At 67.1% G+C, this 24,895-nt stretch carries 25 protein-coding genes and 1 pseudogene; 12 read left to right on the plus strand and 14 right to left on the minus strand.

Annotation, left to right across the window (positions count from 1 at the left end):
- Window positions 1–227: pseudogene (locus HNP73_RS22210) on the plus strand (SOS response-associated peptidase); the annotation flags it as partial.
- 6 nt (window positions 228–233) lie between these two features.
- On the opposite strand, the gene HNP73_RS22970 reads toward HNP73_RS22210, so the two are convergent.
- From HNP73_RS22970 to HNP73_RS22240, 6 genes are all read right to left on the minus strand, one after another.
- Window positions 234–422 (minus strand): type II toxin-antitoxin system RelE/ParE family toxin, encoded by a 189-nt coding sequence (locus HNP73_RS22970; RefSeq protein WP_221289045.1) that lies wholly within the window; start codon window positions 420–422, stop codon window positions 234–236.
- A gap of 132 nt (window positions 423–554) precedes the next feature.
- Window positions 555–800: a type II toxin-antitoxin system ParD family antitoxin gene (locus tag HNP73_RS22220; protein ID WP_184155425.1), complete on the minus strand. Its 246-nt coding sequence runs from the start codon at window positions 798–800 to the stop codon at window positions 555–557.
- Between the two features lie 242 nt (window positions 801–1,042).
- A complete protein-coding gene (locus HNP73_RS24020; protein ID WP_184155428.1) occupies window positions 1,043–1,351 on the minus strand; it encodes a type II toxin-antitoxin system RelE/ParE family toxin in 309 nt (102 codons plus the stop codon).
- Window positions 1,348–3,030, minus strand: a complete 1,683-nt coding sequence (locus HNP73_RS24025) for a helicase HerA domain-containing protein (RefSeq protein WP_184155431.1) — start codon at window positions 3,028–3,030, stop codon at window positions 1,348–1,350. Before HNP73_RS24025 ends, HNP73_RS24020 begins: the two co-directional genes overlap by 4 nt.
- The gene (locus HNP73_RS22235) at window positions 3,027–3,287 is read right to left on the minus strand and encodes a CopG family ribbon-helix-helix protein (RefSeq protein ID WP_184155434.1); all 261 of its coding nucleotides are present in this window, start codon (window positions 3,285–3,287) and stop codon (window positions 3,027–3,029) included. Before HNP73_RS22235 ends, HNP73_RS24025 begins: the two co-directional genes overlap by 4 nt.
- Before the next feature lie 96 nt (window positions 3,288–3,383).
- Entirely contained in the window at window positions 3,384–4,277 is an 894-nt protein-coding gene (locus tag HNP73_RS22240; protein ID WP_343063432.1) for a restriction endonuclease, read from the minus strand.
- A gap of 177 nt (window positions 4,278–4,454) precedes the next feature.
- Between HNP73_RS22240 and HNP73_RS22245 the strand changes: the two genes are divergently transcribed.
- From HNP73_RS22245 to HNP73_RS22260, 4 genes are all read left to right on the plus strand, one after another.
- Complete coding sequence (locus tag HNP73_RS22245; RefSeq protein ID WP_184155437.1) at window positions 4,455–5,555, plus strand: type IV toxin-antitoxin system AbiEi family antitoxin; 1,101 nt, start codon at window positions 4,455–4,457, stop codon at window positions 5,553–5,555.
- Window positions 5,556–6,449, plus strand: a complete 894-nt coding sequence (locus tag HNP73_RS22250) for an antitoxin (protein WP_184155440.1) — start codon at window positions 5,556–5,558, stop codon at window positions 6,447–6,449. It begins immediately after the preceding gene.
- 162 nt (window positions 6,450–6,611) lie between these two features.
- On the plus strand, window positions 6,612–7,823 hold the full coding sequence (locus tag HNP73_RS22255) for a hypothetical protein (protein ID WP_184155443.1): 1,212 nt from the start codon (window positions 6,612–6,614) through the stop codon (window positions 7,821–7,823).
- A 149-nt stretch (window positions 7,824–7,972) separates the two neighbouring features.
- A complete protein-coding gene (locus HNP73_RS22260) occupies window positions 7,973–9,190 on the plus strand; it encodes a nucleotidyltransferase domain-containing protein (RefSeq protein ID WP_184155446.1) in 1,218 nt (405 codons plus the stop codon).
- A gap of 23 nt (window positions 9,191–9,213) precedes the next feature.
- Here the strand turns inward: HNP73_RS22260 and HNP73_RS22265 are convergent, their stop codons facing one another.
- Window positions 9,214–9,450, minus strand: a complete 237-nt coding sequence (locus HNP73_RS22265; protein WP_184155449.1) for a hypothetical protein — start codon at window positions 9,448–9,450, stop codon at window positions 9,214–9,216.
- Here HNP73_RS22265 and HNP73_RS22270 point away from each other — a divergent pair.
- The 5 genes from HNP73_RS22270 to HNP73_RS22290 all read left to right on the plus strand — a co-directional run bounded on the left by HNP73_RS22270 (window position 9,439) and on the right by HNP73_RS22290 (window position 12,670).
- Window positions 9,439–9,906 (plus strand): hypothetical protein, encoded by a 468-nt coding sequence (locus HNP73_RS22270; protein WP_184155452.1) that lies wholly within the window; start codon window positions 9,439–9,441, stop codon window positions 9,904–9,906. The genes HNP73_RS22265 and HNP73_RS22270 overlap by 12 nt on opposite strands.
- A gap of 1 nt (window position 9,907) precedes the next feature.
- The gene (locus HNP73_RS22275; protein ID WP_184155455.1) at window positions 9,908–11,062 is read left to right on the plus strand and encodes an SAVED domain-containing protein; all 1,155 of its coding nucleotides are present in this window, start codon (window positions 9,908–9,910) and stop codon (window positions 11,060–11,062) included.
- Window positions 11,063–11,242: 180 nt separating this feature from the next.
- Entirely contained in the window at window positions 11,243–11,707 is a 465-nt protein-coding gene (locus tag HNP73_RS22280; protein ID WP_184155458.1) for a Ros/MucR family transcriptional regulator, read from the plus strand.
- A gap of 137 nt (window positions 11,708–11,844) precedes the next feature.
- Window positions 11,845–12,288 (plus strand): MgtC/SapB family protein, encoded by a 444-nt coding sequence (locus HNP73_RS22285; RefSeq protein ID WP_184155461.1) that lies wholly within the window; start codon window positions 11,845–11,847, stop codon window positions 12,286–12,288.
- A gap of 88 nt (window positions 12,289–12,376) precedes the next feature.
- Window positions 12,377–12,670 carry a hypothetical protein gene (locus HNP73_RS22290; protein WP_184155466.1) on the plus strand — a complete coding sequence of 98 codons (294 nt, stop codon included), beginning with the start codon at window positions 12,377–12,379 and terminating at the stop codon, window positions 12,668–12,670.
- A gap of 253 nt (window positions 12,671–12,923) precedes the next feature.
- Here the strand turns inward: HNP73_RS22290 and HNP73_RS22295 are convergent, their stop codons facing one another.
- Window positions 12,924–13,169: a zinc finger domain-containing protein gene (locus tag HNP73_RS22295; RefSeq protein WP_184155469.1), complete on the minus strand. Its 246-nt coding sequence runs from the start codon at window positions 13,167–13,169 to the stop codon at window positions 12,924–12,926.
- A gap of 70 nt (window positions 13,170–13,239) precedes the next feature.
- On the minus strand, window positions 13,240–15,048 hold the full coding sequence (locus HNP73_RS22300) for a ParB/RepB/Spo0J family partition protein (protein ID WP_184155472.1): 1,809 nt from the start codon (window positions 15,046–15,048) through the stop codon (window positions 13,240–13,242).
- 736 nt (window positions 15,049–15,784) lie between these two features.
- Between HNP73_RS22300 and HNP73_RS22305 the strand changes: the two genes are divergently transcribed.
- Complete coding sequence (locus HNP73_RS22305; protein WP_184155474.1) at window positions 15,785–16,840, plus strand: replication initiator protein A; 1,056 nt, start codon at window positions 15,785–15,787, stop codon at window positions 16,838–16,840.
- A gap of 201 nt (window positions 16,841–17,041) precedes the next feature.
- Here the strand turns inward: HNP73_RS22305 and HNP73_RS22310 are convergent, their stop codons facing one another.
- The 5 genes from HNP73_RS22310 to dld form a co-directional block, all read right to left on the minus strand.
- Complete coding sequence (locus HNP73_RS22310) at window positions 17,042–17,695, minus strand: LutC/YkgG family protein (RefSeq protein ID WP_184155477.1); 654 nt, start codon at window positions 17,693–17,695, stop codon at window positions 17,042–17,044.
- The gene (locus HNP73_RS22315; protein WP_184155480.1) at window positions 17,692–19,113 is read right to left on the minus strand and encodes a LutB/LldF family L-lactate oxidation iron-sulfur protein; all 1,422 of its coding nucleotides are present in this window, start codon (window positions 19,111–19,113) and stop codon (window positions 17,692–17,694) included. The genes HNP73_RS22310 and HNP73_RS22315 overlap by 4 nt, the downstream gene beginning before the upstream one ends.
- On the minus strand, window positions 19,110–19,874 hold the full coding sequence (locus HNP73_RS22320; RefSeq protein WP_184155483.1) for a (Fe-S)-binding protein: 765 nt from the start codon (window positions 19,872–19,874) through the stop codon (window positions 19,110–19,112). Before HNP73_RS22320 ends, HNP73_RS22315 begins: the two co-directional genes overlap by 4 nt.
- 4 nt (window positions 19,875–19,878) lie before the next feature.
- Window positions 19,879–21,657 (minus strand): L-lactate permease, encoded by a 1,779-nt coding sequence (locus HNP73_RS22325; RefSeq protein ID WP_184155485.1) that lies wholly within the window; start codon window positions 21,655–21,657, stop codon window positions 19,879–19,881.
- A 74-nt stretch (window positions 21,658–21,731) separates the two neighbouring features.
- A complete protein-coding gene (gene dld, locus HNP73_RS22330) occupies window positions 21,732–23,468 on the minus strand; it encodes a D-lactate dehydrogenase (protein ID WP_184155488.1) in 1,737 nt (578 codons plus the stop codon).
- 213 nt (window positions 23,469–23,681) lie between these two features.
- Here dld and HNP73_RS22335 point away from each other — a divergent pair, with 213 nt between their 5' ends.
- Window positions 23,682–24,482, plus strand: coding sequence for an FCD domain-containing protein (locus HNP73_RS22335; RefSeq protein WP_184155491.1), 801 nt, complete (start codon window positions 23,682–23,684; stop codon window positions 24,480–24,482).
- The last annotated feature ends 413 nt before the right edge of the window (window positions 24,483–24,895 follow it).

Below are 24,895 nucleotides of genomic sequence, written 5' to 3' on the forward strand. Positions count from 1 at the left end.
TGACGGCGGACCTCTTCGGTTTCCTGACCACCACGCCGAACGCCGAGGTCCGCGCCGTTCACCCCAAGGCGATGCCGGCGATCCTGACCGAGCCGGCCGAATGGGACACCTGGCTCTCGGCGTCGTGGAGCGAGGCGAAGGCGCTGCAGCGCCCGCTGCCGGACGGCGCCTTGCGCATCGTGCTGCGCGGGGAGAAGGAAGACACCGTCGCGCCGGCCGCCCTGTGAGGACGCCTACTCCTCCGGCGGCGTGCCCTCGCTGAAGAACGCGTCGATGTCGCGGTGGCGCTCCAGGACGTTCACCACCTCCAGCGTGTCGTCGCGGTAGCGGAAGAAGATCACGTAGTTGCCGAAGGGAAAGCTGCGGAGATCGGGCCGGAGCTCCGGCCGTGCGCGGCCGAGCGTGCCGGGGAGCGACGCCAGCCTGGCGCACTGGCCCTGAAGCCGCTCCGTGAAGGGCGAGGCCGATCGCCGCGCTGCTGCTCTCGCGGGCGATGTACTCGAGGATCGACAGGAGGTCGCGCTCGGCGGCCGCGAGGTAGACGAGGCGACGCACTACAGCCCTTCGTTCGCGAGCGCCCGCGCCTTCGCCGACAGGGCGGCACTCACCTCGTCCTGGCTCAGCGCCCCACCCTCGGCGATCGAGGCCTCGATCGTCTGGCGCAGCGCCGCCAGCTTCGCCTCGCGCTCCTCGACCAGGCGGAGGCCTTCGCGCACCACCTCGCTCGCCGAGCCGTAGCGGCCGTCCTGCACGACGCCCTCGACGAACTCTTCCCAGCGCTTCCCGATCGACACGTTCATCATCCGCCTCCTGCTCGGAGCAATCTATAACACATATGGCGCATAAACTGCTATTCTTTCCGCGGGCGCTCGGATCGGAGAAAACCCCAGAATCCACCATACAGCGCTGGAATCCCGCGGATTCCTGCCTTACGATCCCCGTGCGGTACAGCCGGGGACGGCGATGACCGCCGACGGAAATGAGGCAGCCTGTTCCTCCGCAAGAGGGCAGGCTGTCTTCGTTTCGGGGAACTGCAACCGCGCTACCGCGTCCATTCCTCGTCGCGCCAGTCGCGGGCGGTGTGGATCACCCGGAGGATCGACACGGTCTCCCGATCCCCGCGCCGCGTCAGCGCGTAGGCGATGATGGTGCGCAACCCCGTTACCGACTTCTCGTAGGTTCCTGCGACCCGGCCCGGCCGGCCGGTCGGCATCTCGCCGAGGGCGTCACCGGCGGCGCGCAGGCGATCGGCGACGCGCTGTGCCGCGGCGGGGTTCTCGGCGGCGATGTAAGCGATCTGGGCCTTCAGGTCGTCGAGGGCGTCGCGGGACCACTCTACCGCTCGCGTCACCGCGCCTCGCTCCCGCCCGGGAAAAGCTCGCCCGCGGCGCGGACGCCCTCCGGCAATCGGGTCGCCAGGCCGTTCGAGACCAGCCGCGAGAGATAGGTGCTGAAGGTGCCGCCGGAGGCGGCGAGGCCCAGTTCTCCGGCGAGGGTCTCGCGGTCGACCGTCGCCGGGTATCGTCCGGCCAGCACCGCCAGCATGCGACCGGCGCCGCCGGCGCCAACGACCTCGCACCACCGGCCGACGAGCTCCTCGCTGCTCGGCGGGGGCCCGACCTCCCCCGCGGCGGCTCGTCCGGCGTCGTTCACGAACCAGGTGCCGCCGACGCCGGCGCCGAGGTAGCCGCTGGTGCGCAGGCGGGAGACGTAGGTCGACCAGGTGCCGCCCTTGGCGGAGAGCCCGGCGAGGGTCGCCCACTGGCGCATCGTCGCCGGCCGACCGTGCGCCACCAGTACACGGAGGATGCGCAGCTCGGCGCCCTCGCCGCGCCCGCGCCGGGCGGTCGACCGAGCCTTCCCACGCGGGGCAGGGGGCGCAGTCACGGGCACGGGAACCTCCTCCTCCGCCGGCCGAAGGGTGGGCGAAGTGACGACCTCGCCGACGAAGGGCGCGAGAGAACCCGCCGCCGCGCGGATGGCGACGCGGCATGCCTCGAGGTCGGCGAGCGCCTGGTCGCGCTCACGCTCGAGCCGATCTCGCTCGGCGCGCAGCGCCGTCAACGCCTTACTGTCGTCCCGGCGGGGTTTGTCGGCGACCGGCGCCGCCAACGCCGCGCGCAGGGCCTCGAGGTCGAGGCCTGCGTCGGAAAGTGGCGCTTCGGCCGCCTCCTCGCCGTGGGCCGGGGTGCTTCCGGTGTCGAGGGTCCGGATCCGCGGGAAGCGCTGCTGGACCGGCGGCCCGGCGTGCGGCCACCAAAGCCAGCCCTCGCCGGTGCGGAGCTGCGGGAGCGACGCGAGCAAGGCCTTCGCCTCGGCACGGTCGGCTTGGCCCTCGATCCAGGCGCCGATCGCCGCTCGGTCCTGCGCCGCGGTGAGCTGCATGGCGATCAGGCAGCCGGCCTGGCTCAGAACGTCCTTGTGCAGCACCGCCGGTCGCTGGGTGATCATCAGCACCCGGAAGCCACGCGCGCGGCCGCGGCGGACGATCCGATCCATCTCGTGCAACACGGTCGTCTGGTCGGGCAGGGGGCGCTGGGGCGCGAGTTCGTCGGCCTCGTCGACGACGAGGTGCAGCGCCGCGCGGTTCTCCTGATGCAGGCCGGCGAGGAAGGCGCCATAGAAGCGCCGCCGCTCGCCCATGGTGAAGCCGCTGGTGTCCACCACGGCCGACTGTCGGCACGCGACGAGCAGCGCCGCGAGCGCCGCGCCGGCGTCGGCTGGCAACGCGACGTCGGCGCGGTCGCCGCCGATCACCGGGACCGGGAAGCCGGACCCGCCGTCGGCGCCGGCGCGAAGCCCCCACCAGACGCCGGTCGGGTCGAGGACGACGACCTGGCGGCCGGCATCGAGCAGCGCTTCGACCGCGCCGCGGGCGGCGTAGCTCTTGCCGCTGCCGGTACGCCCGACGATCGCCACATGTTGCTCGAGCGCACCGATCGGGATCGGCGTGCCGGGGTCGGCCGCCTTCGCTCCGAGGGCGGTCCCCGGGCGGCCCGGCGCCTTTCGCGGTCGCTTGGTGAGCGTCACGCCTTGCCGCTCTTCGCCGCGTCGATCACGGCCTGGACCTCGTCAATCGCGGCGTCGTGGGGGACGACGCGACCGGCTTCGACATCGGCAAGGCCGCGCTGGACGCCGTCGATGATCGCGAGCTCGCGCTCGACGTAGGCCGAGACCGCTTCGGCAGCGAGGAAGGACTTGCTGCGCCGGGTGTCGGCGGCGAGCCGCTCCAGCTTGCGCTTCGTGTCGGTGGCGATCCGGATGGTCATGGTGGCGGAAGTCGACATGGCAAGCCCTGTGTTGGGGTGTACACAACCTAGCACAAGCGCTTCCTGAGGTCGACCGGTTGGCTAGGTCTAGGGACCCGCCACGCAAATCAGCCCCTAAAAGTCGCGCACTGGCACAAGACAACTGTTGGTTTCGGCCGCGCGCCGCGCCTTGGTCCGCAGCACGTCCGGGAGCTTCAGGTTGCGGTCCAAGGTGTCGTGAAGGTCGAGGCCGTGCATGGCGATGATGGCCGTGGGCCGCCCTCTGCCGAAGGCCGTAAGCCCGTCCTCGCTGAACCCGCTGTAGCTGACGAACAACCCCCGCGACCAGGCGGCCTTACTCGTGACCGTCTCGTTCAGCACTGAGAGCGGGGCCCGGCCGACCGGCTCGTTCTGCCATTTCGCTTCGAGCAAGTAGGTGTGGCCGTCAAGCTGGAAGCTGCCGTCGATCTGCTCGCCCCTCAGGCGAAAGGCGCCGCGCGGGGCGAGGCCGCTTGCGTCAAACAGCTCGTTCAGAAACCGTTCGAAGGCAAAGCCTCGCGGCGTAGCGTCCAAGGTGCTGATGGCCAGCAACTCAGCTTTGAGACGCGCCAGCTGGGCAGGGTCCTGGGAGACGGCTCCTTGGGGAGAGCGCTGGCGCCGATCGAGACTCCCGAGGAAATCAGCATCATGCAGGTCGGGACACTTATAGCCTAGCCGCAGGAGCGACCTGTTGATCGCATCGACCTCCTCACGAGTGAGGGGCGTTCCCTTTCCAGCCCGCCACGAGATCGACTGGCGCACAACGCCTTCGATTAGCGGGGTGAATTTGTGGCGCTCACGCTCGAAGGTGGCGGTCAGCAGCGCGACAATCGCCGGCCGCTTACTGCCGCCCGGCCAGTAGGGAAGCACTCCAACGGACTGCGCGACCGTGGGGAAGGACAGACGCGGGTTGCCGCTGCCCGGCAGCATATCGTAAAGGATGCCGGCGAGTTCGTCGATGCACTGGCTTTCTTTCAGCGATACCGCCACGCCCCTCAGGCCCTCTCGAACAGCAGCTGCTATCTGTCGGCGACCGGATAATCGGTGATTTTCCCCTCCCCAGCTAGCGCGTGATTTCCTCTCATTCGCTGCACAGTGAACATTGCTATGAGGGCGAATATTCGACATAGTTTGGTTATTCACTGCGCAGCGAAAATCTGAGGATCGATGCAGGGACGAGAGAGCGACAGGGAAAGAGAGATCTTGGACGCGTTGTTAACGACGCTCCAGAAGATTCCCCAAGCCCATGCGTCCCTAGTTCTTGGTGAGGGCACCAGAGAATCCTCGGCGCTCAAGCTGGACGCTGCAATAGATCTTGAGATCGCTGATCGGAATTTAACTCTCCTGATAGAGATCAAAAAAACGGTATATCCGCGCGATACTAGAGAGATAATCTGGCAAATTAGCCATTATATAAACTCATATCTTCACGAAGATCGGGAAGATGTGGTCCCCTTTGTGGCCGCTGAATCGATATCGACTGGCGCCAGAGAAATTCTGAAGGAGGAGAACGTCGGATTCTTCGATAGCGGCGGCAGTCTCTTTGTTCCTGCGAAATCGGCGTACCTCTACATCGAACGCCCGGTCCCGCGGACCTTGGAAAAATCCGTGCGATCGCTCTTCACGGGAAAGCGGTCGCAAGTTCTGCATGCCTTGCTGACTAGGCCCCGCGACTGGCTTGGCGGCACCGAACTCGCGCGATTGGCGGAAGTGTCACCCGCAACGGCGTCGGAGACCATGACCGCGCTTGAACGGATGGGATGGACCTCGTCGCGCGGGCACGGCCCGTCCAAGGAACGGCGCCTCTCCGATCCCGCCGAATTGCTGGACGAGTGGCAAACTCAGGTCTTGGCCTCGAGGCGATCACTGATCCGGCGGCGTTATTACGTGCCGGGGGGAGAGAGCGCAGCCTTGTCGCATCGGCTTGCCGAGCTCTGCGCTGCCGCGGGCGTAGAATACGCGCTGACGCAGGAGGCGGCCGCCCAGGTTTACGCCCCCTTCCTGTCCAGCATTTCCCGAGTCGCGTGCCGCATGCCCCCGAGTAACCCCGCTGACGAGCTCCTGATACAGCTCGGGGCGCGCCTAGTGTCCGAGGGCGCCAATCTCGACGTGATCGAGACCAAATCCCGCGGGGAGTTCTTGTTTCGAGAATTGAAGGAGTCGATCTGGCTGGCCAGCCCGGTCCAGGTTTACCTCGACCTGCTGCGGGGCGAGGGGCGATCGCGCGACATGGCCGAGCATTTGAGAAAGGAGATTCTGGGTATCTGAATGATCAAACCGACAACGGCCCAAGGCTACAACAACGAAGTCACGGAGAACTGCGAGCGCGTGCTGGTCACGCTGATCCGCGGCCTTGGACCATGGCGGGATTCCATCTTTCTGATCGGAGGGCTGACGCCCCGATATCTCATAGCCAAGAAGCCGCCGGACGTGCCAGCCCACGCCGGCACCGGCGACGTCGATATCGTGGTCCAGCTGCAAATGCTTGTTGATACCGACGCGTATCATACGCTTGAGGACAACTTAAAAAAGCTGGGCTTTGGGCGCGGGACAAACAGCAAGGGCAAGCCGGTGTCATGGCGTTGGGAAACCAAATCGCCGAGTGGCACAGCGATCATCGTCGAGATTCTGGCTGACGACCCGGAAAAGTCGGGCGGCAAGGTGATGGAGCTGCCGACCGACGGCAATGTCTCCGCGTTGAATATCCCGCACGCGTCCATGGTCTTCGACCACCACCTCTCGACGGAGATCACCGCGGAACTCCTGGGCGACAACGGCATGGCGACGGTGACGCTGCACTATGCCGATCTGGTCGCCTTCACTGTGCTGAAAGCCTATGCCGTCGATCAAAGAAACGAGCGGAAGGATGCCCATGATCTTGTCTATTGCCTGGAGCACCACAACGGGGACCTAGAGGCGTCCGCAACGCTGTTCAAGGTCGCGCTCGAGGGAAGGCATGCGGGGGTCGTCCGTGAGGTTCTCGGCCTGCTCGCGCGCCATTTCGCGGATGACGCCAGCACCGACGGCTATTTGAAGACAGGGCCGGTCGCGGTCGCTAAGTTTGAGATCGGCGACGATCTTGATACGCGGGACACGCGCATCCTGCGACAGAGAGAGGTTGCAGACCTGATGATGCGCTTCCTGAGAGCGGTCGCCGGATAACCTACTGCGACGAATGATCGATCTTCCCCCCCCCGGCGTCGCCACCTTGACCGCCGACCGGACGAACCGAAGAACCGCAAGAAGGTGGCGCGCCGGCGCGAGACGGGGATCCGGGATCGTGTTGAAGAAGGCCCAGATACGGGGTGGCTGCGGGATGGTGAGATGAAGCAGCCAAGTCCAAATGTCCACGCGGACAAGCTCCACGTCATGCCAAGCGGACGCGCGGTGATCGGCGTGTCTCATTCTTGGGCGAAGGAGGTTGATCGTGCGCTCAATTCTATCCTCGATGCTTCGCCAGACCTACGACATGTCGCAATCCAAGTGCCCAAGGCTGAAGGCGACGTGCGGCGGCTCTTCCATTCGGCCGACGGCCTAACCTGGCGGCAGGTGCACCTCCGCGAATTTGGAGCCCGACGTTTCGATATCGCTGCCATTGTGCGGGGGGCGAAAGAACTCGATGGCGACCCGGCCTTCTATGGTAGCCTGACCGAAGCGAACCTACGTCTCCGCCAGATCGCCGGCGACATGGTCGCACCTCGTGACCTCCTGGGTCGCGTCCTCGCGACGGCGCCGGGCTCTCTCGCAGGGTGGGTCGATGCGAGGTTGCGTCCGATCCTCGATCATGCCGGCGTCCTCTATGTCGAGGGCGCGACCAACGAGAAGGCCCGAAATGGTCGGCGCCTAGCTCTCGTCACTATAGAGCGACTTATCCGGCACCTAAGATGTGCACTCCAGCCCGATGATGTTTTCCTGCCTCCGCAAGACGATCAATTCGGCTCGATGCTCGAGAACGCCTTCAAGACCTTCGTGATCCGCCGGCATGTGCCGTTCATCACCAATGCCCACGACATGTTCGTCATCTTCGGTAAGGTCACAGCGGGCCGCCGAAAGGAGCTTGCTAAGGGCGTATGGGCCGACGCCGCGCGCATGCCGCGCGATGCGCGCTTTGACACGGTCTATGGCGCCCTTCTCCGTCAAGCGGAAGGCCATCCGATCTACGGAGACGACGACTACCGCCGCCTTGAGGCGCTGCTCGCGGCCGACCTCGAGGCGGGCTACCGGGTGGTGAGGCTGGACGGGCATCTCTTCATTCGATCGGACAATCGCTGGCGACCGGCGCGGCTCGCTCCCGTTTCAGGCGAGGCGTCTTGGGAGCGGGGCGTGATTGTCTCGCGGAACTTCGGGCGGGTGATAGTGCCGCCCTTCATCCGGGATGGCGAGATCGTGCCGGGTTACACTCGCAACGGCCCAGGCGAGGGGCTCTCCGAGCCGCGATCGGAGCCAGTTACGATGCGCTGCCTCGACCGGCCGCTCCACGATGCCAATCTTCACTGGATCCACGCCTATCACGCATGGGAAACGGCGAGGGGATGAGCGACACTACCTCCCGCCAACGGCACCATCCGCCAGACCCATTTGACGACCTGTCTTACGGGCGCTGAAAAATCTTCAAGCACCTCTTGCGGTCGATGGCCCGTGGCCCCACCATATCTGGTTAGGCTGCTGCGCTTGAAAGGCCGACCATGAACGCACCCCTTCGTCCCGCTCTCCGCTCGAAGGAGGACGTGCTGCGGGCTCTCGTCGACGAGATTTCCATCCCGCCGCACATGGACGAGAAGGCGCGCGGCCGGTACCGGTCGATCGGCGACTGGCTGAACCGCGACGCATCAACGCTCAAGTTCCTCGACCCGCGCATCTCGGCGCAGGGCTCCTTCATGCTCGGGACGGTCATCCGGCCCGTCGGCGATCGCGACGCTTACGACGTCGACCTGGTCTGCCGTCTCGCGAAGGCGACGATGGCGATGTTCACGCAGGCCGGGCTCAAGGCAGCGGTCGGCGTCGAGATCCAGAGCTACGTGCAGGCCCACAACATGGCGTCGGCTCCCCGCGACGGCCGCCGGTGCTGGACGCTCGACTACGCGGACGAGGCCAGCTTCCACCTCGACATCCTCCCTTGCCTGAATGCCGAGCAGCAGTTCCGCACGCGGCTCTCCGCGGCGGGCATCGTCGAATCGATCGGAGTCAGCGCGGACACCGCTGTTGGTATCACCGACAAGAATTCGCCGGGCTACAACGTGCCGGGCGGCGCTTGGAACATCAGCAACCCGACCGGCTATGGTCGGTGGTTCCGGCTCCGCCAGGTTCTCGTGCTCGAGCCGTGGCGGCGCGCGCAGATGGCCGCGGGCCGGGTCTTCGCCAGCGTCGAGGACGTGCCGAACCACGAGGTCCGCACGCCGCTGCAGGACACCATCAAGCTACTGAAGCGCCATCGCGACGGGATGTTCGACGGGGACGAGGACAGGCCGATCTCGATCATCATCTCGACTCTCGCCGCGCGCGCCTACCACGGCGAGGCGACGATCGCCGAGACGCTGGCGGCCGTCCTGCCCGCGATGGCCGGGCTGATCGAGACGCGCGGGGGCCAGCCGTGGGTTTCCAACCCGTCCTATCCGCTCGAGAACTTCGCCGACAAGTGGCCCGCGGCCCCGCGCAAGCAGGAGCTGTTCATGCGCTGGCTCGCCCAGGCCAACCGCGACTTCGGCGAATACCTGCGCGGCAGCCGCTTCAACGACATTCCGGCGGGTCTTACGAAGCGCCTGACCGAGCGCACCGTCGGCAAGGTCATCCCGCGGCTGGCCCTGACCACGCCGGCGCTCGCCCTCGTTCCGGCAGCTGCGGTCCAGGCCGAGACGAGCAGGGTGATCGCCGACGGGAGGGCCACCAAGCCCTGGACGCCGTAGCGCCTGGCCCCTTTGAGCGCCTGTTACGCGAAGCCGAGGCTGCCCTCAGCTTCGAGCAGCCGCGCCTTGCTGTCCGGGCCGAGGGCAACACGGTCGTCGTCGATGGCACCTACCTCCTGGTTCCTGCCGAGCCCGACCTTTCCAATCGCGGGCCGCTCGCCACCTACGAGCTGCGCATCGAGCTCGCCGCGGCCTATCCCGCCGTCGAGCCACAGGTGCGGGAGACGGGCGGGGCATTTCCCCACGACGTGGATCACCATGTCTTCGACAGCGGCCGCTGCTGCCTCGTGGTATGGGAGCACTGGCTCGCGACCGCGGACGACACCTCCCTCCGGGCGTTCTTCGACGGTCCGCTGCGCAACTATTTCCTCGGGCAGTATGCCGTGGCACAGGGGCTCGGCTGGCCGTTCGGCGAGCGGTCGCATGGCCCCAAGGGCATTGCGGAGGCCTACGCCGACCGGCTGGGCTGCGACCCCGAGGTGAGGGCGGTTAAACTGTTCCTCAAGGGCCTGGTCAAAATCCACGGCCGCGAAACGATGCCGGTCTACTGGCGCTGCCCGTGCGACGGCGGACGCAACATCGGCCAGTGCTGCGCGGAGCGCCTCGAGCGCCTGCGGCAAGATGTTCCGCTCGCTGAGATCGAAACCATGCTGGAACGGCTCACCGTAGCTGCGCGCCCGCCGGTCGTAGCCGCAACGCGGCGGAAAGGACGGTAGGATGGCCAAGCGGAAGGAACCCGGCGGGCGGCGGGCAATTACCCCGCACACGCGCAACATCGTCTGGGCGCGGGCGGCGGGGCGCTGCCAGTTCCGCAACTGCAATGTGTCTCTGATCGGCCACCTCGTGGCGGGCAACCGCACGCGGAACCGGAGCTACCACGCCCATGTCATCGCCGACAGCGCGTCCGGGCCGCGCGGCGACGCGGTCCTGTCGCCCGCCCGGTCCAACGACCCGGACAACATCATGCTGCTCTGCGACGGCTGCCATCGGGAGATCGACGGGGAGGACACGCGGCGCAAGTACCCGCCTGAAGTCCTCTACGCGATGAAGCGCGACCACGAGGCCTGGATCGACGCCGTGCTGAGCGCGGGGCCGGCCAGCCGCTCGCACATCCTGCAGTTCAGCGCACCGATCGGCGAGAACGAAACGGCGGTGCCGTTCGACGACTGCGTGGACGCCATGGTGCCGCGCCGCACGCCCGCAAGCGACCGCGCCATCGAGATCAAGATCAAGGGGATGCGTCACAAGGACAGCGATCCGAACTACTGGACGTCTGAGCTGTGGCGTTTGCGGCAGGGCTTCCAGAACGACCTTCTCGGCCGCTTCGAGAGCGGCGACGTCCGGCATCTCTCCGTCTTCGGGCTCGCGCCGATCCCGCTGCTGATGGAGCTCGGGCGGCTGCTGTCCGACATATCCGCGGTCGACGTCTACGAGCGGCATCGCTTCCCCGAGCAGCAATGGCGGTGGCCGGAAGACGGTCCCATCGTCGAGTTCCAGCGCACCGCCGGACCGCCAGGGCCGAAGCTGGTCGCCCTCAAGCTGGCCGTGACCTCGGAGATTGCGGACGACCGCGTCATCAACGCGCTCGGAACGGACGATGTCTCGGTCTGGCAGATCGCCAGCCTCCACCACGGGCAGGGGATCGTCCGGCACCGCGAGGCCCTCGCCCGCTGGCGCGCGGTCGTCGCGCGAACGCTCGACGAGATCAAGAACCAGCACGGCATGGACGCAGATGTGGCCGTGTTTCCCGCGATCCCGGTATCCTGCGCCGTGGAGTTTGGGCGTGCTTGGCAGCCCAAAGCCCATCCGAGTCCACGCATTTTCGATCAGGTCAAGGATCAGGGCTTTACCGAGCGGGTGACGTTCCGGTAGCCGGCAAGGCTCGGGAAGACACGCCCGCCGGCACTTGTGCGGCAAGACGGCGCGCGGCCAAATTATCCCTGATAATCAGTCGGAAATATGCCGAGGCAGAATTGCTCTATTGCCCCGACCAGCATCTCGATTTACCGGCAAGATCGTGGAGCGAGATGTAACGCGACGAGCAGGAAAGCAATGGACAACGAGACTTCGACCGACCGCAGCGAGCTTCTCGCCCTCACGGCCGAGATCGTCTCGGCCTATGTGGGGAACAACGCCCTCGACACCGGCACGGTGCCCGACGTGATCGGAGCGGTCTTCGCCAAGCTCACTGAGCTCTCGACCGACGAGAAGCCGCTCCCGGAAACCCTGACACCGGCGGTGCCGATCAAGCGCTCGGTGACAGATGACTACATCGTCTGCCTCGAGGACGGGAAGAAGCTGAAGATGCTGAAGCGGCACCTGATGACCGCCTACGGCATGACCCCTGAGGAATACCGGGCGAAGTGGGGCCTGAAGCCGGACTACCCGATGGTCGCCCCGACCTACGCGGCGAAGCGCCAGGAGCTCGCGAAGAAGATCGGCCTCGGCCGCAAGCCGCGCGCGCCCCAAACCGCCGCCGCTCCGAAGGGGCGAAGCAGGAAGAAGGCAGTCGCCTGAAGTTGGTGCTCAGCCTTAAGGCCCGGGCCGCGGTCGACCATGGGGTCGACGGGGCACACCTCCCCGCGGGAGCGCGCAGGAACGGCCTGGGCGGCAGGCAGTTGCCCGAAGACGGACGTACGCCTGGAGCCGAGTGGATGCGCGACGTGCAACTCAAGGCGCTCGACGTCTTCCTCCGCCTCTGCGCGGCGGGAGTGCTCGGCGCCGTCATCGGCTTCGAGCGACGGGTTCATCATAAGGCTATCGGCATCGCCGGCATGATGCTGATCAGCATCGGCAGCACGACCTACATGCTGCTCGCGCGCCATCTCGCCGACGTCGACCCGGCGTCGGTCAGCCGCACGCTGCAGGGCTTCCTCTCCGGGATCGGCTTTCTCGGTGGCGCGGTGATCTTCAAGAGCGGCTTCGACGTGAAGGGCATCAAGGCCGCGGCCGCGATCTGGATCACCGGCGCGCTCGGACTGGCGATCGCCACCTCCTACTGGCCGCTCGGCCTGGTCGCTGGCGCGATCACCGCCCTCATCCTCTTCGTGGCCGACAGCTTTCCGGACGAGGTCCGCGAGGAGAAGCAGGAGCCGTGACGCGCTTCACCAAGAGCGCCCGCCACCGTTGCACCGCGGCCCTGAGTCGCCGGATCCTCGTCCGGGGACTTATCGGGGGGGCCGGGGCGTGTCGCAGACATTCCTGGAGAGGTGCCGCATCGCCGTGGAGCAGCTGCGGCAGTACCCGAGCGCCGTGGTCACGGCCGAGGCGATGATCTGGCACCACGGCTACAAGGGCCTCGACGCCGCTCTGAAGGCGATCGAGGCCGAACCCGAGGATTTCCGCGAAAGGGTTCGGGCCGACTTGGTCGCCCGGCTCGCGGCCGACCGCTACCAGCGGTTCAAGCAGGCGGACGTGTCCGAGCGCGCCCTGCTCCTCGAGCGCTGGAGCCAGCGCCGGGGTCAGATGATCCGCGCCTGACGCGACGCTGCGGCGAAGCTCCCGAGCCCCACATCCTCGCAGTCAGTCGCAGGACACGCCTGCAACCTGCTGTTTCAGAAAAAGAACGCCCCGCCGCAAGGCGGGGCGAGTTTTTCCTCCACCACGAGGAAAGGGCCGGCCCCGCCCGGTCGGGGGGATGACCAAGGGCCGGCGCGCGATCGGAAGCTTAAGCCTGACCGACGGGAGGGCAACGGGCGGCGCACAACGGAGCGAAGCGCCGCCGGCGGCGGCCTCAGGGCGCCTCGTCCTTCCGCAGCCGGCCTTGTGGGTCGATCCGCCACCCGTTCCCGGTGCGCTCGATGCTGGCGTCAGCGCCGTGCCGATCAATGAAATGACGATCGGCCTCGGCCTTGCGGCGGACGTGGAAGTCGGCGGCCTTATGGCCGGAGGGGCGGCGGCACATGACGCCGGCCCTCCGGCCGCAGCTCGGACAAGTGACGGCGAGGACCGGGTGCGACCAGGCGGTGAAGTCTATCATCGGCGGCGCGCTCCTCGGGGCCAGGGGGCAGGGGAGCGGCCGGCGGGGTCTGTCCCGCCGGCCGCCATCGTCAGAACATCTCTGGTGGCAGCCATGCCGCCACGCGGGCACGCTGCTCGGCCGGCATCTCGGTGTCGGGATGGAACAGGGTTTCGAGGCGGGCGCACTTCTCGCCCTTCTTCGCCTTGGTGAAGGTCCGGGCCTCGGTGCAGTCGGCCTCGATGCCGCGCAGCTCGCACCACAGCGCGTCGAGATAGCCGCCCGGCGCTCGCTTGAAGAAGTTCTCGGTGGTCGGGGTCCAGACCGCCCGCGGCTCGACCTTTGCGAGCTTGTCAAAGACCGGCGCCAGCATGTCGTTGCCGTAGTCGGACGGGTCGAGCAGGCGGGCCAGCTCCAGCGTCAGGACGTCGCGGACATGCTCGGCCCCACGCTTGCGGAACGCCCGGAACGCCTTGGCGAGATCGGTGGCGTTGCTCCGCCCGGCCTCGGTGTCGAGCAGGCGCGGATCGGGCGCATAGCCGGTCTCCGTCGTCGGCGTCACGTTCACCGCATAGCGGTGCAGGGAGAAGGCCTTCCCGATGTTCGACTGCAGGTGGAAGGCGAGCAGGTCGAGCAGCAGGTCAGGCTGCTGCAGGGCGGCGTGCTGACGGGCACCGCGGCGGACTGCCCGCAGGTCCTGCTTCAACGCCTCGGAGAGCCGCGGAGCACCGTCCTGGGCCGCCTCCGGCGCCTCGTCGGCCTCGGCCACCAGAGCACGCTCGATGATCCCGGCCTCGGCCGCCGCGGGCTGGTCGACCGGCAGCACCATGGCGTGGGTGGCACGAAGCTCGCCGCCGTAGTCGAGGTAGAGGACGACGCCGGCATGCTGCTTCTGCTCGGGAGTATGGTCCCCGTCGAGGATGGCCGTCAGCCGGTCCAGTTCCTCGGCCTCCGCCGGGTCGAGGTCGTCTCCCTCGGCGCGAAGGGCGAGCTCGTCGCGCCGCGCGGCCTCCTCCTCGGTCAGCGCCCCCTCGGCGGGGTAGAGGGTGATGGCGTCGAGCTGGTCGGAGATCCCCCAAGCCGAACTATCGGTGCTGGTCTGCACCCACTTCCAGCCGTCACGCGTGCGGGTTTCCTCGGCAAGCTCGGCGAAGCGCGCCGCGAAGCAGGCGTCGAGGATGTCGACGTCGTCGAGATAGACCTCGCCGCCGAAGAGGTCGGTGGAGATCCTGCCACCTGCCTCCCGGTAGGCTGGAACCCCGACGAAGCGGGCGCGGCGGTCGGTGTCGCGCACCGCTCCGGCCTTCAACAGCCGCTTGATGCTGTCCTCGGAGTAACGCCCGGGATGCCCGCCGATCTGCGCGAGGACCTCCTCGATGCGCACCGGGTCGTCGCAGAGCACGAAGACCGCCGCCTCGGTCAGGCCGATCCTGTCGGCGCGGAGTGCGGCCAGAACCGGCTCGGGAAGCCCGGCCAGCCGCAGCCGGCGTTTCACGTGGGCCTTGGTGACGCCAAAGGCGATGGCGATCGCCGCCTCGCCGACGCCTTTCTCGCGGAGCATGGCGTATTCGTGGATTTCGTCGGCCGGGTGCAACGCCGACCGCAGGCTGTTCTCGGCAGCAGCCCACACCGCCGCCGTCGCCTCGTCGTCGGCGAGCTTCACCGGCACCGTCGCGAACCGCGCGTCGTCCTGCAGCTGGGCGAGGGCGCGGAGCCGCCGGCCACCGGCGATCACCCCGACCTTGCCGCCGTCGCAGCGGAGGCCTGCGAGGTTCTGGATCAGGCCCAGCTCGCGGATGTTCGCGGCGAGCGCATCGATCTCGGCCTGCGGCGGGTCGAGCCTCGGGTTCAGGGGGTGGATGTAGAGGTCCGCAAACGACACCTGTTCGACAACCATCATGGCTGATCTCTCCTTCGTGGTGGTGCGGCCGAGGTCTTCTGCCCTTTGGTCCGCTTTGGGCGGAGCCGTCCCGGTCTGCCGACCGGAAATGCACCCCGCATTTCCGGGGAAGGCAGAGCGGGGAGGGCGACTGCCCGACCCGCGGCCGGGGGAGCGCGGGTCAACCTGGGCGGAGACGCCCCGTGGCGCGGCCCGCAGCCGGAGGCGAGGACACGGGGGCGGCGGAGCTGGCGGCCCTGGCCGCCGCTTGTCGGTTGACGCGCGGGCGCCCGGATGCTGGGCGGACGTCAGGAATGGCAAAGTCGTCAGGGCGGGGGTGAGCGGGCGTTAGCCCGTCGATCCCCGATCCTGTCCGAATCTACTGTTATCCACAGAATCGCTTGGAGCGGCTGCTAGTTAATTTAGTTAACGTATTGTTAGAGTAGTTACGCCTGCATTCCCTATCATCTAAGGCCTTGGGAATGCGCATACATCTTTCTCTGTGATGCCTCTCTTGGTTCCCAGAGGGGCGAATCTTGGTTCCCAGAGGGGCGATTCTCCGGTTCCTGGAAGGGCGATTCTCGGTTCCTAGACGGGCGAAGGGCGCCAATGGTGAGCCGATAGCGCAAATGGTTCCTCGAGGGGCGAAGCCCGGTTCCTAGAAGGGCGAATCGGTGAATTGGTTGCTCGGTAGCGCGAGGTTCCTAGAAGGGCGAATGCGGGTTCCCAGAGGGGCGAATCCGAGCTACAGAAGCGCATGGGAACCCTTCTGCCTAACCGTCATCCGAACCGAGACTTTTTTATCTTGGACGTGGCGGACGCTGCGCCAAAGGATGATCTGGCGTCGATGGAGCATCCGGTGTTCTCCCTTTCGGTCAAGCCGGATATGCGGGAGCTTGAGTACGAGCATAACGGTCGTCGATTGAGGGTCGTCCCTAGTGGCAAGGGTCTAGCCACTATTATGGACAAAGATATCTTATTGTATTGCATAAGTAAGATGGTTCATCAGAAGAACTCTGGAGAAGAAATTACGCCTTGGGTCGAAATGAGTGCTCATGAGGTAATGGTTGCAACTAATTGGAGAACGAATGACGCGAGCTATCAGCGATTTGAAGAAGCATTGATTAGGCTTAAAGGAACGGTAATTCTGACTGATATAGCGACGGATGGCCACACGCAAACACGTGGCTTTGGGCTTATTGATGAGTTTGAAATAAATAGAAAGAACGCGAAGGGCGAGTTGTCGCCGTTTGGGCGACTTACGCAGATACGCGTCAAAGTTTCAGATTGGACATATCGGGCGGTTCAAGGAATGGAAGTTCTTACAATCAGCCCGCTATATTTCCGCTTGCGAAGACCATTGGAACGTCGAATTTATGAGCTAGCTAGAAAGCATGTGGGCGACCAATCGCATCCGTTTATCATAAATATCTCGGTTCTTCAGAAGAAGGTTGGGAGCAATTCTCCTGAGAAGAAATTCAGATTCTTCCTTAAGCAGATTGCTTCAGACGGACATATTCCTGATTATGACATCAGTATTGATGGTCCAAAGGCGATATTTACAAGGAAATCTACTGCTCCTGCTCGTCGGTTGCGTTCAGTACAAGAACAGGGCGATCTGTTTGACGCTGAGCGCGAAGTTTCTCCAGACGCGTTCGACAAAGCGCGCAGGTTGGCGCCGGGTTATGACGTGCACGCTTTGTACCATGAATGGCTGGCTTTTGCAGGAAAGCAGGACGAAAAACCACGCAACGCTACCGCGGCTTTTCTTGGGTTCTGTAAGCGTCGGCACTCTTCGGCCCCGTTGGGATAAGGGAGTCATCGGCTTGGCGTCGCCGATCTCAATGGGGCTTAGTGTACGAGCGCGCTGAGGAGTCCGGCCGTGCTAGGGGGGTGGTGCAAGCGGCCCACACCTGCCCTTCGGCCAGCGAGGGACGCTTCTCGGAACCAGCCATTCGTGCCTGCCGCGGCAGGGCTCCGGCGATGTAGGACGCCCGGGGGCCATCCGCGCTCTTCAGGCGCGCGACCGGTCGTTGACGATGATGACATGGACGAAGCCGGGGCCGTGGGCCCCGCGGACGTAGCTCCCCTCGATGTCGGTGGTGCCGCTCGGGCCGGTGATGAGGATGGCGTTGCGAGGCTGCGACCCGCCGTCGAGCAGGCGCGCGTAGTCCTCGAGGTGGGCGACGACGCTCGATGCGTGCAGGACTACGATGTGGTGGAGCGGCAGGAAGGCGAGCAGGATCGGCGAGTCCGTCGCGGAGTGGATGACGATCGAGCCGCTCTCGGCGATGCCCAGGCGGGCAAGGCCGACCGCCGCGGGTTGGTCCGGCGCCGTCGCCATGTCCTGTGCGATCCCCTCCCAGGAGAGAGCCGTGAGCGCCGCGGTCTGCTGGACGGCGGCCGCCGGGGGCAGGCCCTGCGCCGCGAGGTAGCGGCCGACGGCGGCGGGGACGTCGTCGAGGTGGCGAACCCGCTCGATCGTCGTCCCGAGCGCAGCAGCCTTGATCTCGAAGGCGTCGACCGGGTCGGGTGCCGCCAGACGCGGGCGGATCGCGTCGAGGTCGGCCAGCAGGCCGGCCGCCTCGGCGGCGATCGCGTCCGGCTCGGCCCGCAGGCCGCCGAGGCCGGCATGCACCGCGGCGAGGATGCTGTCGCGGGTCGTCATCGGCTGTCTCCCTTTGCGCGCTCCGCCTTGTAGCGCTCCATGAACGTGCCGCCGGCGGGGGCCGGGAGGTCACGGTGCTCCGTCCAGCCGCCGGCGAGCGGTAGCGACCGGATCCAGCCGCTGCGGCCGAGCACGCGCAGGGTCCGGACCGCGATGGCGCTCGCGAGGCGGTAGAGGCCGGGCCGGCGCGCCAGGGTCGCCCAGAGGCCGAGGCCGGCGCGCATCGGGGCCTTCTCGAGGCCCTCCTCCCAGCTCCGCACTCGCCAGGCGCGCAGAAGGGTCGGCAACGGGATCCGCACCGGACAGACCTCGGCGCACCGCCCGTTCATCGTGCAGGCGAAGGGCAGATCGCGCGACTGTTTCAACCCGTCGAGGACCGGGGTGAGGACGGCGCCCATCGGGCCCGGGTAGGTGCCACCATAGGCGTGGCCGCCGATCTGGCGGTAGACGACGCAGTGGTTCATGCAGGCGCCGCAGCGGATGCACCGCAGCATCTCGCGGAACTCGTCCTTGATCATCCGCGACCGGCCGTTGTCGACGAGGACGATGTGCATCTCCTCCGGCCCGTCGGCGTCGCCCGGCCGTTTCGGGCCGCAGTGGAAGGTGGTGTACTGCGTGAGCTCGCCGCCGGTCGCCGAGCGCACCAGCAGGCGCAGCAGCGCGAAGGCATGCGCCGTGGTCGGTACCAGCTTCTCGATGCCGGCGGTCACGATGTGCACGCGCGGCGGCGTCGTGGTGAGCTCGGCGTTGCCCTCGTTCGTCACCGTGCAGGTGGCGCCGGTGTCGGCGACGAGGAAGTTCGCGCCCGAGATGCCGACGTCGGCGGAGAGGAACTTCTCGCGCAGGACGCGCCGAGCGCTCTGCACCATCGAGGCCGGGTCCTCGGCGTCGGGCGGCGGCTTGTGGTCGGCGTTGAAGAGCACGGCGACCTGCTCGCGGGTGCGATGCATCGCCGGCCAGATGATGTGCGAGGGGTGCTCGCCCGCGAGCTGAATGATGTGCTCGGCAAGGTCGGTCTCGACCCGCTCGATGCCCGCGGTGGCGAGCGCGTCGGGCAGGTGGATCTCCTCGCCGAGCATCGACTTCGAGCGGGTGACGTGCTTCGCATCGGCCTCGCGGCAGAGGCGCACGACGATGTCGCAGGCCTCCTCGGCGGTGGCCGCCCAGTGGACCTTCGCGCCCGCCGCGGTTGCGTTGCGCTCGAAGGTCTCGAGATAGTGGTCGAGGTTGGCGATCACGTGGTCCTTGATCGCCGCGCCCCGCGCACGGGCCGCCTCGAACTCGGGAAAGCCCGCGAGCGCCGCCGCGCGCTTGCGCTCCGCGGTGCCGGTGGTGCGGTCGATGGCGAGCTTGAGCGTCGTGTCCGCCAGCGCCGCCCCAGCCCGGGCCTTGAAGCTCGTCTGGTCCTGGGCGGTCATGGGGTCTCTCCGATCGCGGGGCCGGCGCCGCCGCCGGCGATGATTTCGATCGTGTGGTAGCAGCGGACCTTGGAGCCGCGGCGGTGGAGCTTGCCGGCCATGTTCATCAGGCAACCGAGGTCGCCGGCGAGGAGCAGGTCGGCGCCGGTCGCGTCGATCGCCTCGGCCTTCTCGGTGATGATGGCGTTCGAGATTGCCGGGTACTTGACGCAGAACGTCCCGCCGAAGCCGCAGCAGACGTTGTCGCCCTCGAGCGGCCGCAGCTCGAGCCCCTCGACCGCCGCGAGCAGCGCCCGCGGCTGGTCGTGGACGCCGAGCTCGCGCAGGCCCGAGCAGCTGTCGTGGTAGGTCGCGGAGGCGTCGAGGCGAAGGCCGGTCGGCGTGTAGCCGAGCACGTCGACGAGGAAGCTCAGCACCTCGTGGGTCTTCGCCGCGAGGGCCGCGGCGCGGGGACCCCAGACGGGGTCCCTCGCAAGGAGCTCCGGATAGTGCGTGATGGTGCCCGCACAGGAGCCCGACGGAGCGACGAGATAGTCGTAAGGCTCGAAGGCGGCGATCACCTGCCGGGCGATCGACGCGGCGTCGGCCGCGTCGCCGCTGTTCCAGGCGGGTTGGCCGCAGCAGGTCTGCTGCCGCGGCACCTCCACCCTGCATCCGGCCTCCTCGAGCAGTTGCAGCGCGGCGAAGCCGATCTGCGGCCGCATGGCGTCGACGAGACAGGTCACGAAGAGACCAACGCGGGGGCCGGATGCGGTGCTCATGGCGTCACCGCGCCGTCGGAGCGGCGGCCGCGACGGGCCGGCCGCGGTTGAGGGACATGACCGTCAGCACGCCCGCGGCCCACACGATCGCGGCAATCCACCAGGCGTTGAAGCCGCCGGCGATCAGCGCCGAGGCGATCAGGCCGCCCTGCACAACGTAGTAGCCGGTCGGGATCAGCGTCTTGCGGATGATCTCTCCCTCGCGGTCGATGAGCCCCACGGTGGCGGAGGCCGCGACCACGTTGTGCACGCAGATCATGTTGCCTGCTGCGCCGCCGATAGCCTGGGCCGCGACCACGAGCGCAGCGCCGCCGGCGCCCAGCCCGATCTGCTCCGCCGTCGAGAACTGAAAGAGCGAGAACATCATGTTGGAGACGGTGTTGGAGCCGGCGATGAAGGCGCCCATCGCCCCGACGATCGGCGCGAACAGCGGCCAGGCATGGCCTGTCACCGACGAGACGCCTTCGGCGAGGATGATCGGCATCGATGACAGGCGCTCCGAGGCCGAGTTGATGAACACTTGCACCATCGGCACCGCCAGCAACAGCGCCGGGGCAGCGGCGATCATCGTCGAGCCCGAGGACCTCAGGGCGGTGCCGTATTCCTTCGTCGACATCCTGTGGAAGACGAAGGTGAAGAGCGAGACGAGGATCAGGATCGTCCCCGGCAGGTAGAGCGGCTGGACCGTGGCATTGATGCCCGAGCCGAAGAGGTCGCGGAACGCGATCGTCATCTCGGGAGAGGTCAGGAAGGCCTTCACCGGTGCGACGGCGCGGGAGATGACGAGGAGAAGGACGATCACGACATAGGGTGCCCATGCCTTGACCAGCGGCATCAGCGGGGCGTCACCGCGGTGATCCTCGAGGTCGTCGAGCTTGCCGACCCAGTGGTCTTCCCACTGCTTGCGGGGCGGGAAGTCGAAGACCTCCTTGGGGATGAGAAACCCGCGCTGCGCAGCCGGAACGACGATCAGGAGGCCGATGATGCCGCCGACGAGCGAGGGGAATTCCGGGCCGAGGATCGAGGCGATCAGGTAGTATGGCACGGTGAAGGCAAGACCGGCGAAGAGGGCGAACTTCCAGATGCGGAAGCCTTCGACGAAGGACCGGCTCGGACCGAAGAAGCGGGTGAGCATCCCGATCATGATCAGCGGGATGAGGAAGCCGGTCACCGCGTGGATCATGGCGACGTTCGTCGCGATATGCAGCAGGTAGTCGAAGAAAGGCATCGGCGCGATGGTGGACTCTACCAGCGGCTGGTCGGCGAGACCGGTGCGAACGCCGACGAGAATCGGTGTGCCCACGGCGCCGAAGGAGACGGGCGTGCTCTGGATGATGAGGGTCACCATGACCGCGGCCATCGCCGGGAAGCCGATCGCGACGAGCAGCGGCGCGGCGATCGCCGCGGGCGTGCCGAAGCCGGAGGCGCCCTCGATCAGCGAGCCGAACAGCCAGGCGATGATGATGCACTGAACCCGGCGATCCGGCGAGATCCGGGTGAAGCCGCCGCGGATGGAGCGGAAGGCGCCGCTCTCCTCGAGCGTGTAGAGCACGAGGATCGCACCGAACACGATGTAGAGCAGGCTGACGGCGGTGACCACGCCGTTGACCGTGGCGCCGAGGACCTTGGTGTAGTCGGTTCCCCAGACGAACAGCGCGGTCAGGACCGTCACCAGGTAGGCGATGAGCATCGAGAATTTCGCCGAGCGCTCCAGGACAACGAGCAGCAGGAACACCGTCGCTATCGGCAACAGCGCCAGCAGGAATATTATTGTTCCAGACATATTTCCCTCCGGTGACAGGCGTATCACGCTACGCTTGGTTGGTCTTGCGTTCGTTCGGTCGCAGGGCGGGCCGATCAGCCCCAGCAGGCGCACTTCGACGTCTGGCCGATGCCCGGGTTGAGGCTGTTGGTCGGGTCGAGCGAGCGGTAGAACTCGGCGAGGGCTGGCTTCGCCTCGTATAGGTGGCCGACGTTGTGCTCGGCCGGATACTCCGCGCCGCGCGCGTCGAGCAGCTTCCACATCGCATGCTCGAGGGCGAGGCAGTCGTGGCCCTTCTTCACCACGTAGTCCTGATGGAAGACGTGGCAGAAGAAATGACCGTAGTAGAGCTTCTTCTCGATCTGCGCGTCGATCTCGGGCGGCAGCCGCTCGATCCAGTCCCGGTCGTTGCGCCGGAGCGCGATGTCGAGGGCGACGATGTCCTCGACATCGCGGGAGTGGACGGCGCGGTAGCGCACCGCCGCCCCGGCCACCGCGAAGCGGTGGAGGAAGGCAGCCTTGCCCTCCGCGGGGGCGCACTCGAAAACGTCGCCGGTCTCGGACGGAAAGATGGTGGCGAGGTAGGCGCGCGCCTCGGCGATGCCGGCGCCGCCCATCTTGATCAGCAGGTGATGCTCGAACCGATCGCGGAACGCGTTCATCCGCGCCGGCAGGTGCTGGGGAGCGAGCCCGGCAACCGCCTGGGCGACGCGGTCGGACACCGCGGCGCCGAGGCCGAGCCGCTCGGTCATCGCATCGACCTTCGCCTTGGCCGCGAAGAACGCGGGCATCCGGTCCGTGCCGGCCTTCTCAATGAACAGGAAGGTGTCCTTGCCGTACCTCGCCGCGACATCGTAGGCGTCGCGATGGATGTATTCGCCGGCGATCGGCAGATGCTCGAACGTCGCCAGCATGTGGCGGCGGATCCCGGTCAGTTCTTCCGGATCGTTGCTGCCGACGTAGAAGACCGCGGTCTCCTTCTCGGCCTCGAAGGTGTCGAGCCGCACCGCGAAGACGGCGAGCTTGCCGGCGCATCCGGCTGCCTCGCGCAGCCGGCGCGGATCGGCGTTGAACCGGGCCGGGGTCTCGGCATCGACGTCGCGCACATGCCGCGCATACTCGCGATCCGACGCCCAGGCCTCGGTCGACTGGGGCGCCGGCAGGTCGCCGCGCTCGACTCGGGCGAGGATCTCCTCGGGATCGTTGCCGAGCGGCAGGCCGAGGTTGTTGACGAGCGCGACCGAGCCGTCCTCGCGCACTTCGGCGAACAGGCTCATCTCGCTGTAGGCGGGTCCGCGCTGGATCAGGGCGCCGCCGGAGTTGTTGCAGATGCCCCCCAACACCGAGGCGCCGATGCAGGAGGAGCCGATCACCGAATGCGGCTCGCGCCCGAGCGGGCGCAGGGCCTTCTCCAGGGCGTCGAGCGTGGCGCCGGGCAGGCAGACGACCTGCCGGCCTTCCTCGATGAGGTGGACGCCCTTCAGCCGGCGCAGGCTCACGAGGACGATCTCCCGGTCGTAGTCGTCGCCCCAGGGAGTCGATCCGCCCGTCAGGCCAGTATTCGCCGCCTGGAAGATCACGACCCGCCCGGCCGCAATCGCCGCCTGCAGAACGCGCCATTGTTCGACGAGGCTGCCGGGGCGCACCACCGCGGCGACCCGGCCGCTGCCGTAGCGAAAGCCGCGCGTATAGCCACGGGTGTCGCGGGCGGAGGTCAGCACGTGGCGCGTGCCGACGATCCGGCCGAGCTCTGCGATCAAGTCCCCGCGCGAGGCTTCGGGCGCGGGCTGGGGCGGGAGTCCGGCAGCCGGACCACGGGCGGGGATCGTCATGCGGCTCCTCCGTGTGAGGGGGCTTGCCCGGGCGTCGGGAGCTCCCCTTCGTGCTGGACCTTGGGGTAGACCAGCGTTTCACCATTGGTAATACAATTTTACCACTTGCGTCAATCCATAAATTGACTTCACCCCCGGCGCGATCGCGGTTAGGCTCGTCTCGCCGGAAGCGCCCGCGCCAAACTCGAGGGCGGGGCTTCCGCGGGAGGCCGCATGGTGAAGGACGCGATCAAGGGAAGCAGCGCCGGAGAGTCGACGGCGCGGCACATCGAGGACCTGATTCTCGAGGGCTCGCTCCGCCCCGGCGAGCCGCTGCTGCCCGAGCGCGAAATGGCGCTTCGGCTCAACGTGTCGCGGCCGACGCTGCGCCAGGGGATGAAGATGCTCGAGGAGAAGGGACTGCTGCTTGCGGAGCCCGGCGGCGCGCGGGTCGTCGCCCCACTGGCGACGAGCATCACCGATCCGCTGATCGACCTGCTCTCGACGCGCGACGACGTGGTCGAGGACTATCTCGAGCTGCGCCGGACGCTCGAGGGCATGGCCGCGACGCTCGCCGCGACGCGCGCGAACGATGTCGATCGCGCCATGCTGGAACGCTGCATGGACCGCATCGACGCCGCGCACGAGAAGGCAGACCCACATGACGAGGCGGACGGCGACGTCGATCTCCACGTCGCGATCTACGAGGCCAGCCACAACGTCGTCCTGCTCCAGGTGATGCGCGCGCTGTCGGGCATGCTCCGCCGCGGCGTCTTCCACAACCGAGAGAAGCTCTACGCCCGCTCCGAGGTCCGCGAGGTCCTGCTCGCGCAGCACCGGGCGATCTTCGAGGCCGTGATGGGGCGCGACCCGGACGCGGCCGGTCGCGCCGCCGAGGATCACATGACCTACACCCGTCGTGTGCTGAACGAGATCGCCGCCGCCGAGGCCCGGCTCGAGATCTCGCTTCGGCGAATCGACGGCGGCAACCTGAGCTCACGGGCCCGGACAAAGCCGATGCCAGAGGCCGGCTGAGCAGTCGGCCGTGGGTTTCTCGAGTTATGTGCGGGCGGCAGCCAGCGGCGGAGCTCGGGGCGCGCGCGCGTATCCGCCGCCCTGACTCATATCCGTTCGGCCCGCTGCCCTGGATAGTCTTGCAGGGCGGAACAGATGCTCGGTACGCCGGCGCACCGAAAGTCGACATTCAGGTCGCTGCCGCTACCGGGTCTCGATAGTCCTGTCCTTGTAAGCATCGCCCAGATTGATCTGGGCCCCTTGTTTTTCCAGAGCGATTGCAACCACCAGTCGAGGTCTACGCCCCAGCATACGGTCGAGCCAGCCCATGGTGTTCTTGCGCCCATGAGCTGTCGCGCACCAACGCCATGGCGCCAATGATTGGTAGCTTGCGGATGTCGCGCTGGCCCATTTTCGAGGTCTTGCCGAAGACC

The sequence above is a fragment of the Amaricoccus macauensis genome, from assembly GCF_014201905.1.
Lineage (GTDB): Bacteria > Pseudomonadota > Alphaproteobacteria > Rhodobacterales > Rhodobacteraceae > Amaricoccus > Amaricoccus macauensis.

Coding starts and splice junctions, on each gene's coding strand:
- HNP73_RS22220 (WP_184155425.1), bottom strand. CDS start 800: ATGAACGTGTCGATCGGGAAGCGCTGGGAAGAGTTCGTCGAGGGCGTC.
- HNP73_RS22235 (WP_184155434.1), bottom strand. CDS start 3,287: ATGTCGACTTCCGCCACCATGACCATCCGGATCGCCACCGACACGAAG.
- HNP73_RS22245 (WP_184155437.1), top strand. CDS start 4,455: ATGCAGGGACGAGAGAGCGACAGGGAAAGAGAGATCTTGGACGCGTTG.
- HNP73_RS22250 (WP_184155440.1), top strand. CDS start 5,556: ATGATCAAACCGACAACGGCCCAAGGCTACAACAACGAAGTCACGGAG.
- HNP73_RS22255 (WP_184155443.1), top strand. CDS start 6,612: ATGAAGCAGCCAAGTCCAAATGTCCACGCGGACAAGCTCCACGTCATG.
- HNP73_RS22260 (WP_184155446.1), top strand. CDS start 7,973: ATGAACGCACCCCTTCGTCCCGCTCTCCGCTCGAAGGAGGACGTGCTG.
- HNP73_RS22265 (WP_184155449.1), bottom strand. CDS start 9,450: ATGGTGATCCACGTCGTGGGGAAATGCCCCGCCCGTCTCCCGCACCTG.
- HNP73_RS22275 (WP_184155455.1), top strand. CDS start 9,908: ATGGCCAAGCGGAAGGAACCCGGCGGGCGGCGGGCAATTACCCCGCAC.
- HNP73_RS22280 (WP_184155458.1), top strand. CDS start 11,243: ATGGACAACGAGACTTCGACCGACCGCAGCGAGCTTCTCGCCCTCACG.
- HNP73_RS22285 (WP_184155461.1), top strand. CDS start 11,845: ATGCGCGACGTGCAACTCAAGGCGCTCGACGTCTTCCTCCGCCTCTGC.
- HNP73_RS22295 (WP_184155469.1), bottom strand. CDS start 13,169: ATGATAGACTTCACCGCCTGGTCGCACCCGGTCCTCGCCGTCACTTGT.
- HNP73_RS22300 (WP_184155472.1), bottom strand. CDS start 15,048: ATGATGGTTGTCGAACAGGTGTCGTTTGCGGACCTCTACATCCACCCC.
- HNP73_RS22305 (WP_184155474.1), top strand. CDS start 15,785: ATGGGAACCCTTCTGCCTAACCGTCATCCGAACCGAGACTTTTTTATC.
- HNP73_RS22310 (WP_184155477.1), bottom strand. CDS start 17,695: ATGACGACCCGCGACAGCATCCTCGCCGCGGTGCATGCCGGCCTCGGC.
- HNP73_RS22315 (WP_184155480.1), bottom strand. CDS start 19,113: ATGACCGCCCAGGACCAGACGAGCTTCAAGGCCCGGGCTGGGGCGGCG.
- HNP73_RS22320 (WP_184155483.1), bottom strand. CDS start 19,874: ATGAGCACCGCATCCGGCCCCCGCGTTGGTCTCTTCGTGACCTGTCTC.
- HNP73_RS22325 (WP_184155485.1), bottom strand. CDS start 21,657: ATGTCTGGAACAATAATATTCCTGCTGGCGCTGTTGCCGATAGCGACG.
- dld (WP_184155488.1), bottom strand. CDS start 23,468: ATGACGATCCCCGCCCGTGGTCCGGCTGCCGGACTCCCGCCCCAGCCC.
- HNP73_RS22335 (WP_184155491.1), top strand. CDS start 23,682: ATGGTGAAGGACGCGATCAAGGGAAGCAGCGCCGGAGAGTCGACGGCG.